The following is a 10,013-nucleotide window of genomic DNA, read 5'->3' as shown; positions in this document are numbered from 1 at the left end:
GGGTGTTCCGAGCTAGTCGATCTACGACCGCAATCACTCCCACTCAATGGTCCCCGGCGGCTTCGAGGTGATGTCGTAGACCACGCGGTTGATGCCGCGGACCTCGTTGACGATGCGGGTTGAGACCCGGCCCAGGAACTCGTGGTCGAACGGGTAGTAGTCGGCGGTCATGCCGTCGGTCGAGGTCACGGCCCGCAGCGCGCAGACATAGTCGTAGGTGCGGCCGTCGCCCATCACACCCACCGTGCGCACCGGCAGCAGCACCGCGAAGGCCTGCCAGATCGCGTCGTAGAGGCCGGCGCGGCGGATCTCCTCGAGATAGATCACGTCGGCCTTGCGCAGGATCTCCAGCATGTCGCGGCTGACAGCACCAGGGATGCGGATGCCCAGGCCCGGGCCCGGGAACGGGTGGCGGCCGACGAAGGTGTCGGGCAGGCCGAGCTCGCGGCCCAGCGCCCGCACCTCGTCCTTGAACAGCTCGCGCAGCGGCTCGACCAGGGCCAGCTTCATCCGCTCCGGCAGGCCGCCGACATTGTGGTGGCTCTTGATCGTCACCGACGGGCCGCCGGTGAAGGACACGCTCTCGATCACGTCGGGGTATAGCGTGCCCTGGGCCAGGAAGCGGGCGCCGTCGATCTTCTCGGCCTCGGCGTCGAACACCTCGACGAAGGCGGTACCGATGATCTTGCGCTTCTGTTCTGGGTCGCTGACCCCCTCGAGCCGGCCGAGGAACAGGTCCGCGGCATCGACATGCACCAGCGGGATGTTGTAGTGGCCGCGGAACAGCGACACCACCTGCTCCGCCTCGCCCGTGCGCATCAGCCCGGTGTCGACGAAGATGCAGGTGAGCTGCTCGCCGATCGCCTCGTGGATCAGCACGGCGGCCACGGCGCTGTCGACGCCGCCGGACAGGCCGCAGATGACCTTGCCGGTGCCGACCTGGGCGCGGATCTTGGCGATCTCGGCCTCGCGGAAGGCGGCCATGGTCCAGCTGCCGGCGCAGCCGCAGACCCGATGGGTGAAGTTGCGCAGCAGCGCCGCGCCATGCGGGGTGTGCACCACCTCGGGATGGAATTGCACGCCGTAGTAGCGGCGGACATCGTCGGCGATCGCGGCATAGGGCGCGTTCTCGCTGGTGGCGACGATGCGGAAGCCGTCCGGCAGCCGGGTGACGCGGTCGCCATGGCTCATCCACACCTGCTCGCGGCTGCCTGTCGCCCAGGCGCCGTCGAACAGGGTGCAGCTCTCCTTGACGTCCAGCCAGGCCCGGCCGAATTCGCGATGGTGCCCCGCCTCCACCGCGCCGCCCAGCTGCTCGCACATGGTCTGCTGGCCGTAGCAGATGCCCAGCACCGGCACGCCGAGCTCGAACACCAGCTGCGGCGCGCGCGGCGAGGCGTCCTCGGTGACCGAGGCCGGGCTGCCGGACAGGATGATGCCGCGCGGGTCGAAGGCCCGGATGCGGTCGTCGCCCGCCTGGTTGAACGGCCAGATCTCGCAATAGACGCCGGATTCCCGGACCCGGCGGGCGATCAGCTGGGTGACCTGGCTGCCGAAATCGAGAATGAGAACGCGGTCCGGCGACGGCTTGGCGGTCGGGGCGGTCATGGCAACTCCGGGGTCGGGCGGTGAGACGGAGCTTTACCCTCCCCCCGGCCGCAGGACAAGCGACGCGGCCCGCGCCGGGCGCGCAACGTCCATGCGCGGATGACGGTTCGGTTACCGCAGCCGCTCGTCGGTCACCCAGCCGTTGATCGCCTTGCCCGATGCGCCGGCATCGTTGATGAATATGTCCGCCGTGTTGTGCAACTCCAGCATCCTTCGACCGTCGGCAACGGTCGCCTTGGTCGGCAGATAGACGAAGTTCGTTGCATCGGCCGTGTTGCCTTCGACCTTCAGGTAGTCGCCCACCGTGGCGTAGGTTTTGCCCTCGGCGAGCTTCTTGCGCACGATCGCGGCCGGGACCTTACCTGGGTCGAAGATGATGACCCGGGTGATGGCTTCGGAGAACAGCTTGGAGACATCGCCCATCTGCACGTTGGACGCCGTCGCCCCCGTCGGCAACTCGATCTTGGTGATCTTCTCATAGGGGATCATCCGGTCGGCGATCGACCCGTCGTTCTGGGTCGGCTGGATCAGCTGGCGCGTGCTCTCCGCCGCCTGCCGGTAGCTCTCGTTGGTGTAATAGAAGGCCAGCACCGTGCCGACCCAGGTGGCCAAGACCGGAAGGACGGCCGTGAAGATGTTCGGAAGAATGGTCTCAAGCTTGGCTTTGTCCACACCCGCGAGAATGAGACCGATGACTGTGACAATCGCGATGATACCGATCCCGCCGGCACCGATCCCGATCACGAGCGGGGCGAGACGCGACCGGATCACTTCAGACGGGTCGGCGGGCGCTCCGCCGCCAGCACCGGCGATAGACGTCAGCAAGGCGCGGCCAAGCGTGAAACGGATGACGGCAGCAACGCCGAAGCCGAAGACGAGGATCGCCATGAGGTTGACGATCTTCTCCAATGCCGTCACTCCGCCCATCATCGAGACAGCGGCATATCCGATCAGGACTATCCCGCCGACAATGATGATGACGGCAGCAGCCCGAAGAACGTTTTCCCAAGTATTTTCGGTCATCGCCGGCGACCTCGCGCAATGTTCAAATCAATATTCGCGATAAAACAGCAATAAGTTAATCGAAAAGACGACCGGCGGCTAGATCCGATCGGCAGTCGGATCCCGCTCCGCCGCGATCCGCCGGTCGAAGCGGAAGGCGCTCTCGGCCAGCACGGCGCCGCCGAAGCGCTCCAGCCGGTCGGCATAGGGCTCGCCGCCGAGATGGCGGTAGAAGCCGGTGGCGCGGAAATTGGCGGTCAGGGCCCAGAGCATGAAGGGGGTCATGCCGCGCTCGGCGAACCAGCCGGAGGACGCGGCCATCAGCGCCCGGCCGTGCCCCCTCCCCTTCGCCCGGTCGAGCAGATAGAGGGCGAAGATCTCGCCCCAGTTCCAGCCCGGCGCGCCGCGGGCCCGGCCGCATAGGGCAAAGCCGACCGGCACCGCCCCGCCGGCCGGCGTCGGGTCCAGCGCCAGGAAGGTCGCGGTGCCGTCCTCATGCGCCAGCGAGCGTTCATGGCCGCGCTCGCGCTGGGTCACGGTCATGCGGTCGAGATATTCGTCCGGCACCAGGCCGCGATAGGTTTCCTGCCAGGACTGGACATGGATCCGCGCGATCGCCGGCGCATCGGCCAGGATCGCGCGGCGGATCATGTCAGCCTTCCTCGTCCGCCGGCGCCTCGGCGGTCTCGCCGGCATCGGCCTTGGGCCCGCGCTCCAACACCGCGACGAAGAAGCCGTCGGTGCCGTTGGCGGCGGGCGACAGGCGCAGCATGCCGCTGGTCGGAGCCGGGCCGGTGCCGACGGCCTCGTCCCACACCGTCTCGACCGGCACCAGCCGGTAGTCGGGATGGGCGGCCAGGAAGCCTTCGACCTGCGCCTCGTTCTCCTCGCGCAGCAGCGAGCAGGTGGCGTAGATCACCCGGCCGCCATCCGGCTTGGCCAGGCGGGCGGCGCTGTCCAGGATCTCGCGCTGCACGCCCAGCAGCCGCTCCAGCTCCATCGGCCGCCAGCGGGCGTCGGGGTTGCGGCGCCAGGCGCCGGTGCCGCTGCAGGGCGCGTCGACCAGCACCCGGTCGAACTTGCCGCGCTGCTTCTTGACCCAGCGGTCGCGCTCGTTCTCCAGCAGGCGCGGCTCGACATTGTCGATGCCGGCGCGGCGCAGCCGCTCCTTGCCGCGGTCGAGCCGGCCCTTGGACACGTCGCAGGCCACCACCCGGCCCTTGCCCTTCATCCGCGCCGCCAGGGCCAGCGCCTTGCCGCCGGCGCCGGAGCAGAAATCCACCACCTGCTGGCCCGGCCGGGCGTCGACCAGCAGCGCGATCAGCTGCGAGCCCTCGTCCTGCACCTCGATCAGGCCGGACTGGAAGGCGGGATGGCGGCCGAGCTGCGGCCGGCCCTTGACCCGGATGCCCAGCGGCGACAGCGGCGTCGCCACGACGTCGAGCTTGCCCGCGGCGAGCGTCTGCACCACCTCGTCGCGGGTGCCGCGCAGCTCGTTGACCCGCAGGTCGAGCGGCGCCTGGTCGAGCAGCGCCGCCACCTCCGCCTCGAAGCGGTCGCCGAAATTGGCCTCCAGCGAGGCCGCGGCCCAGTCCGGGATCTCGCTGCGCACCGGCTTCGGCATGTCGGGATGGTCGAGCGGCTGGCCGGCGGTGGCCTTGACCAGCTTGTCCTCCGGCCCGTCCAGCGGGATCGGCGCGTAGGTCTCGCCGGAGAACAGCCGGCCCATATCCTTGACCGCGACGCCCTCGGCCAAGGTCAGCTCGGCGATCACCCGGTTGCGCGGCGTGTCCTCGGCCTCAGCCCGGGCCAGCCACCAGCCCAGCCGGGCGTGATGGCGCAGCACGGCGTAGACCCGGGCGGCGATCTCGCTGCGGTCCTTCGAGCCGATGAAGCGGCGGGTGCGGAAATAGGCCGAGACCAGGGCGTCGGCGGGGCGGTTCTCGATGCCGAGGCGCTCGAGAATGTCGATCGTGGCCTGGATGCGGGCGGAGGGGGTCATGGTCCGGAGCGTAGCAGGAAAACGCGCCTTCTACCGCGCTTCGACGGCGGCGGCCAGCGTTTGAGGGAATGCGCGGGCGAGCTATGCGCCGAGGGTATCAGGCTGTGGCGTGGCGCCTCGGCATCCAGGCACCACGCGACGAGATCTCCGGTGCCGAACGGCGGCGAAAGCAGCGTCACATGTAGACGCCGTAGTCGAGACGGACCAAGTGGTCCTCGACCAGCTCGACACCGGCCGGCGTCGACAGGAGGTCGATCGGGCGGCGCTGATCGAAGCTGATCGCCGGCGTCTCGAGCCACCTCTCGGCAACCTCCTGAGAGCCGAAGACGTAGCTCGCCTTCGCCAGGATCTCGGCGAACTTCCAGGTCCTGCCGCTCTGCATGGTCATCAGTCAACTGTCGCAAAAAAGGTGACGCCTGTCGCGGTGGCTTTCGAGAGAGGCCCGGCCGAGACTGGTCCGCTCCGCGTCACGCGGCCTGGAGCCCGGCCCGCCATTCATCACGCACCTCGGCCTCCGGGTCCTCGGCCCTCGCCATGGCCAGCCGGCGCAGGCCGTCGGGGCCGAGCAGGCGGCCGAGGGCCCAGACGGCGGCGCCGCGGACCAGGGGCGAGGCGTCGTCCAGCAGCGGCTCCACCGCCGGCGCCAGCGCCGGGTCGGCGCTGTTGCCGATGGCGATCAGCACGTTGCGCAGGAAGCGGTCGCGGCCGATGCGTTTGATCGGCGAGCCGGAGAAGGCGGCGCGGAAGCCCGCATCGTCGAAGCGCAGCAGCGACACCAGGGCCGGGCCGTTCAGCTCCGGCCGCGGCGCCAGCGCCGCCTCGCGCCCGGCGGCGGCGAACTTGTTCCAGGGGCACACCGCCAGGCAGTCGTCGCAGCCATAGATGCGGTTGCCGAGCAGCGACCGCATCTCGCGCGGGATCGGGCCCTTGTGCTCGATGGTCAGGTAGGAGATGCAGCGCCGGGCGTCGAGCCGGTAGGGCGCCGGGAAGGCCGCAGTCGGGCAGATGTCGAGGCAGGCATGGCAGGAGCCGCAGCGGTCCTGCTCCGGCGCATCCGGCGGCAGGGCGATCGCCAGGTAGATCTCGCCCAGGAACAGCCACGAGCCCCAGTCGCGCGACACCAGGTTGGTGTGCTTGCCCTGCCAGCCGATCCCGGCCCGCATCGCCAGCGGTTTCTCCATCACCGGCGCGGTGTCGACGAACACCTTCAGCTCGGTCTTGAAGGTCCGGTGGATCCAGCCGCCCAGCGCCTTCAGCTTCTTCTTGACCACGTCGTGGTAGTCGCGGCCCTGGGCGTAGACCGAGATCACCCCTCTCTCCTGCTGCTGCAGCAGCAGGAGCGGATCCTCGGCCGGGCCATAGTTGAGGCCCAGCGACAGGACGGTCAGCGCGTCGGGCCACAGGGTCTGCGGGTCGGCGCGGCGGTCGGCATTCGCCTCCAGCCAGCCCATGTCGCCATGCTGGCCCTCGCCGAGGAACAGCTCCAGCCGCTCGCGCAGCCTGGGGTCGGGCGTGGCGGCGGCGAAGCCGGCGCTGTCGAAGCCGAGGGCGAAGGCCTCGGCCCGGATACGGTCCTTGATGTCGGCCGCGCCGCTCATCCCCGTCCGCGATAGGGCGGCACGCCCTGGTCGGGCAGCCACAGGCCCTCGGGCGCCGGCCCGCTCTGGTAGAACACGTCGATCGGGATGCCGCCGCGCGGGTACCAGTAGCCGCCGATGCGCAGCCAGCGCGGCTTCATCGCCTTGATCAGCCGCTCCGCCACATAGACGGTGCAGTCCTCATGGAAGGCGCCGTGGTTGCGGAACGATCCGAGGAACAGCTTCAGCGACTTGCTCTCGACGATCTTCGCCGCCGGGGCGTAGTCGATCACCAGATGGGCGAAGTCGGGCTGGCCGGTGATCGGGCACAGCGAGGTGAACTCCGGCGCGGTGAAGCGCACCAGGTACAGCTGCTTCGGCCGCGGGTTCGGCACCGTCTCCAGCACCGCTTCCTCCGGCGAGGCCGGTAGCGCCGTGGCCTGGCCGAGCTGGGTGAGCGCTTCCGTGCCCTTGGTCTTTGCCTTGCGGGCCATGGTGTCTCCTCAGAGGGCCGCGATATCGCCCTGCGCCTGCTCCGCCTCGAAGTCGGCGGCGAAGGCGTCGAGCGTGCCGGCGGCGATGGCGCCGCGCAGCCCGGCCATCAGGTCCTGATAATAGGTCAGGTTGTGCTGGGTCAGCAGCATCAGACCCAGCACCTCCTCGCTGCGCACCAGATGGTGCAGATAGGCACGGCTGTACTGGCGGCAAGCCGGGCAGCGGCAGCTGTCGTCCAGCGGCCGCTGGTCGTCCTGGTGGCGGGCGTTGCGCAGGTTGACCGTGCCGCGGCGGGTGAAGGCCTGGCCGGTGCGGCCGGACCGGGTCGGCAGCACGCAGTCGAACATGTCGACGCCGCGGCGGACCGAGCCGACCAGGTCCGACGGCTTGCCCACGCCCATCAGGTAGCGCGGCCGGTCGTCCGGCAGCGCCGGCACGGTGACGTCGAGGGCGGCGAACATCCGCTCCTGCCCCTCGCCCACTGCCAGGCCGCCGATGGCGTAGCCCTCGAAGCCGATCGCGGTCAGCGCCGCGGCGGATTCCAGCCGCAGCTCGGGGTACACGCTGCCCTGGACGATGCCGAACTGGCCGTAGCCGGGCCGGGCGACGAAGGCGTCGCGCGAGCGCTGCGCCCAACCCATCGACAGGCGCATCGAACTGGCCGCCACCTCCGGCTCAGCCGGGAACGGCGTGCACTCGTCGAATGCCATGGTGATAGTGGCGTCGAGCAGGTGTTGGATCTCGGTCGACCGCGCCGGGGACAGCCGGTGCTCGCTGCCGTCGAGATGCGAGCGGAAGGTCACCCCGTCCTTGTCCATGCGCCGCAGCTGCGACAGCGACATCACCTGGAAGCCGCCGGAATCGGTCAGGATCGGGCCGGGCCAGTTCATGAAGCGGTGCAGGCCGCCCAGCCTTGCCACCCGCTCCGCCCCCGGGCGCAGCATCAGGTGGTAGGTGTTGCCCAGCACGATCTGCGCGCCGGTGGCCGCCACCTCCTCCGGCCGCATCGCCTTCACCGTGGCGGCGGTGCCGACCGGCATGAAGGTCGGGGTCTGGACCACGCCATGGGCGGTGTGCAGGCGGCCGGTGCGGGCGGCGCCGTCGCGGGCCTCCACTTCAAAGTGAAAGGCGGGCTCGAAGCGGAACTCAGTCATCTCTGTCCGACCGGTGCAGCAGGCAGGCGTCGCCGTAGGAGTAGAAACGGTAGCCCGCGGAAATGGCGTGGGAATAGGCCTGCTTCATCCTCTCCATGCCGGCGAAGGCACAGACCAGCATGAACAGGGTCGACCGCGGCAGGTGGAAATTCGTCACCAGCAGGTCGACCACGCGGAAGCGGTAACCTGGGGTGATGAAGATCGCCGTCGATCCGTCGAAGGGCCGCATGGTGCCGTCCTCGGCCGCCGCGCTCTCCAGCAGGCGCAGGCTGGTGGTGCCGACCGAGACGATGCGGCCGCCGGCAGCGCGCACGGCGTTGATCCGCTCCGCGGCCTCGGCGGTCAGCACGCCGCGTTCGGCATGCATGACATGGCCTTCGACCGTGTCGCTCTTCACCGGCAGGAAGGTGCCGGCGCCGACATGCAGGGTCAGGCGGACCGTCTCGACGCCGCGCGCGGCCAGCGCGTCGAGCAGCGGCGGGGTGAAGTGCAGCCCGGCGGTCGGCGCGGCGACGGCGCCGTCATGGCGGGCGAAGACGGTCTGGTAGTCGGAGCGGTCGCGCTCATCCGGCCCGTCCGGCCGGTCGATATAGGGCGGCAGCGGGATCTCGCCATGGCGCTGCAGCTGGGCGGCCAGGCCGGCGGGATCGTCGAACGCCACTTCTACTTCGCCGGCCTCGCCCTTGGCGACGATGGTGGCGGCGAAGTCGTCGGCGAAGCGGACCACGTCGCCCGGCTTCAACTTCTTGGCCGGGCGGGCGAAGGCGCGCCAGTGCCCGGAATCGGCCGGCTGGTGCAGCATGATCTCGATGCCCGCCAGGCCGCGCTTGCCGTGCAGCCGGGCCGGGATGACGCGGGTGTCGTTGACCACCAGCAGGTCGCCGGCGCGCAGCCGCCCAGGCAGATCGCCGATCCGGCGGTCGGTGAGGCCGTCGGCCGCGACCTCCAGCAGCCGGGCGGCGTCGCGCGGCTCGGCCGGCCGGTCGGCGATCAGCTGCCGCGGTAGGTCGAAATCGAACTCATCGACACGCATGGCGAAAGCGGGGTCAGCCGTTCTGCAGCGCCGGCATCGGCATGAGCAGGTTCATCAGCGCCCGGAACGGCGCCAGGAACAGCAAGGCGCAGGCCAGCTTCACCGACAGGTCGCCGGCCATCAGGGTCAGGATCGGCAGGCCGGTGCCGGCGAAGGCGATGGTGAAGAACAGGGCGGTGTCGACCACCGAGCCCAGTGCCGAGCCGATGAAGGGCGCGCGCCACCAGGCGGCGCGGCGCAGCCGGTCGAAGATGTGGATGTCGAGCAGCTGGCCGACCAGAAAGGCGGTGCCGGAGGCGACGGCGATGCGCCAATCGGCCAGCCACAGCGACAGCACCACGGCGAGGGCGAAACCGGCATAGGCGACCTGGCGGGCGCGGTGCGGACCGAAGAAGCGGTTGGTCAGGTCGGTGACCAGGAAGGTGACCGGATAGGTGAAGGCACCCCAGGTCAGCCAATCGTTGATCGGGAACTGGACCAGGTAGTTCGAGGCCACCACGACGGTGATCATAGCGATCAGCGCCAGGCCCATGCCGCGGGTTTCGGTGCGCAAGACAGGTCTTCCAAATGCAAAACGCCCGCGGCGCAGCCCTCGGCGCCCGGGTCCGGTGGGGCTTTTAGCGCAACCGGGCCGGCTTGGCCACCATCGCGGCCCGCGGGGCGGTCATGCCGGCTGGCGGGGCTGTAAGAGCCGGCCGAACAGCGAGAGCGCCAAGCCGATCACCAGGAAAACGCCGAAGATGATGCCGAACAGGCTGGGCAGGAACCAGCGCCCGGCGAAGCCGTCGACCGCAGCGTCGCCGGGATCGGCCGGATCATAGGCCACCGGCAGGTGCTGCCCCCGGGCGAAGGTGGTGCTGCGCACCGGGCTGCGGAACTGCGCCGTCGTGCCCTGCGCCGTGGTGAACTCGACCACCGGGCCGTTGTTGAAGTCGACGATCACGCCGTCGGCCGTGGCCGTACGGCTGCTGTCCTGCTCCCGCCAGGCCAGCACACCGGCGGCGATCAGGCCGACGAGGCCAAGGGTGACGAAGACCAACCCCAGGATGGGCAAAGCTCGGACGCCGGTGACTCGTGCCATCGCCGCCTCCGCTCGTTTCGCTGAGGGTCGGACATAATCCGGTATTGTGGCAATCTCCGGG

11 protein-coding genes are annotated in these 10,013 nt (G+C 69.8%); all 11 read right to left on the bottom strand.

What is annotated here, in order from left to right; genetic code table 11:
• Nucleotides 1-33: 33 nt before the first annotated feature.
• Nucleotides 34-1,608, bottom strand: coding sequence for a glutamine-hydrolyzing GMP synthase (gene guaA / locus FFK22_RS14140; protein WP_138890731.1), 1,575 nt, complete (start codon nucleotides 1,606-1,608; stop codon nucleotides 34-36).
• A 111-nt stretch (nucleotides 1,609-1,719) separates the two neighbouring features.
• Complete coding sequence (locus FFK22_RS14135; protein WP_138890730.1) at nucleotides 1,720-2,631, bottom strand: hypothetical protein; 912 nt, start codon at nucleotides 2,629-2,631, stop codon at nucleotides 1,720-1,722.
• 78 nt (nucleotides 2,632-2,709) lie between these two features.
• Entirely contained in the window at nucleotides 2,710-3,261 is a 552-nt protein-coding gene (locus tag FFK22_RS14130; RefSeq protein WP_186002458.1) for a GNAT family N-acetyltransferase, read from the bottom strand.
• Between the two features lies 1 nt (nucleotide 3,262).
• On the bottom strand, nucleotides 3,263-4,612 hold the full coding sequence (locus tag FFK22_RS14125; RefSeq protein ID WP_138890728.1) for an RsmB/NOP family class I SAM-dependent RNA methyltransferase: 1,350 nt from the start codon (nucleotides 4,610-4,612) through the stop codon (nucleotides 3,263-3,265).
• A 175-nt stretch (nucleotides 4,613-4,787) separates the two neighbouring features.
• Entirely contained in the window at nucleotides 4,788-5,000 is a 213-nt protein-coding gene (locus FFK22_RS14120; protein ID WP_221938589.1) for an antitoxin Xre/MbcA/ParS toxin-binding domain-containing protein, read from the bottom strand.
• Nucleotides 5,001-5,079: 79 nt separating this feature from the next.
• Nucleotides 5,080-6,210, bottom strand: coding sequence for a tRNA epoxyqueuosine(34) reductase QueG (gene queG / locus FFK22_RS14115; protein WP_138890727.1), 1,131 nt, complete (start codon nucleotides 6,208-6,210; stop codon nucleotides 5,080-5,082).
• Nucleotides 6,207-6,683 carry a preQ(1) synthase gene (gene queF / locus FFK22_RS14110; protein WP_138890726.1) on the bottom strand — a complete coding sequence of 159 codons (477 nt, stop codon included), beginning with the start codon at nucleotides 6,681-6,683 and terminating at the stop codon, nucleotides 6,207-6,209. The genes queG and queF overlap by 4 nt, the downstream gene beginning before the upstream one ends.
• A gap of 9 nt (nucleotides 6,684-6,692) precedes the next feature.
• Nucleotides 6,693-7,838, bottom strand: a complete 1,146-nt coding sequence (gene tgt, locus FFK22_RS14105; RefSeq protein WP_138890725.1) for a tRNA guanosine(34) transglycosylase Tgt — start codon at nucleotides 7,836-7,838, stop codon at nucleotides 6,693-6,695.
• Nucleotides 7,831-8,871 (bottom strand): tRNA preQ1(34) S-adenosylmethionine ribosyltransferase-isomerase QueA, encoded by a 1,041-nt coding sequence (queA, locus tag FFK22_RS14100; protein ID WP_138890724.1) that lies wholly within the window; start codon nucleotides 8,869-8,871, stop codon nucleotides 7,831-7,833. The genes tgt and queA overlap by 8 nt, the downstream gene beginning before the upstream one ends.
• A gap of 13 nt (nucleotides 8,872-8,884) precedes the next feature.
• Nucleotides 8,885-9,424, bottom strand: a complete 540-nt coding sequence (locus tag FFK22_RS14095) for a VUT family protein (RefSeq protein ID WP_221938588.1) — start codon at nucleotides 9,422-9,424, stop codon at nucleotides 8,885-8,887.
• Nucleotides 9,425-9,535: 111 nt separating this feature from the next.
• Nucleotides 9,536-9,952 carry a DUF3592 domain-containing protein gene (locus FFK22_RS14090; RefSeq protein WP_138890723.1) on the bottom strand — a complete coding sequence of 139 codons (417 nt, stop codon included), beginning with the start codon at nucleotides 9,950-9,952 and terminating at the stop codon, nucleotides 9,536-9,538.
• Between the last annotated feature and the right edge of the window lie 61 nt (nucleotides 9,953-10,013).

Origin of the sequence: Mycobacterium sp. KBS0706 (assembly GCF_005938675.2) — a bacterium.
In the GTDB taxonomy this organism is placed as follows: domain Bacteria; phylum Pseudomonadota; class Alphaproteobacteria; order DSM-16000; family Inquilinaceae; genus Inquilinus.
The sequence above is the reverse complement of the archived record's forward strand: the minus strand, read 5'-3'. Positions and strand labels throughout refer to the sequence as shown.

Bases quoted from the DNA above. Each gene is read 5' to 3' on its own strand.
- guaA (WP_138890731.1), bottom strand. From the start codon at position 1,608: ATGACCGCCCCGACCGCCAAGCCGTCGCCGGACCGCGTTCTCATTCTC.
- FFK22_RS14135 (WP_138890730.1), bottom strand. From the start codon at position 2,631: ATGACCGAAAATACTTGGGAAAACGTTCTTCGGGCTGCTGCCGTCATC.
- FFK22_RS14130 (WP_186002458.1), bottom strand. From the start codon at position 3,261: ATGATCCGCCGCGCGATCCTGGCCGATGCGCCGGCGATCGCGCGGATC.
- FFK22_RS14125 (WP_138890728.1), bottom strand. From the start codon at position 4,612: ATGACCCCCTCCGCCCGCATCCAGGCCACGATCGACATTCTCGAGCGC.
- FFK22_RS14120 (WP_221938589.1), bottom strand. From the start codon at position 5,000: ATGACCATGCAGAGCGGCAGGACCTGGAAGTTCGCCGAGATCCTGGCG.
- queG (WP_138890727.1), bottom strand. From the start codon at position 6,210: ATGAGCGGCGCGGCCGACATCAAGGACCGTATCCGGGCCGAGGCCTTC.
- queF (WP_138890726.1), bottom strand. From the start codon at position 6,683: ATGGCCCGCAAGGCAAAGACCAAGGGCACGGAAGCGCTCACCCAGCTC.
- tgt (WP_138890725.1), bottom strand. From the start codon at position 7,838: ATGACTGAGTTCCGCTTCGAGCCCGCCTTTCACTTTGAAGTGGAGGCC.
- queA (WP_138890724.1), bottom strand. From the start codon at position 8,871: ATGCGTGTCGATGAGTTCGATTTCGACCTACCGCGGCAGCTGATCGCC.
- FFK22_RS14090 (WP_138890723.1), bottom strand. From the start codon at position 9,952: ATGGCACGAGTCACCGGCGTCCGAGCTTTGCCCATCCTGGGGTTGGTC.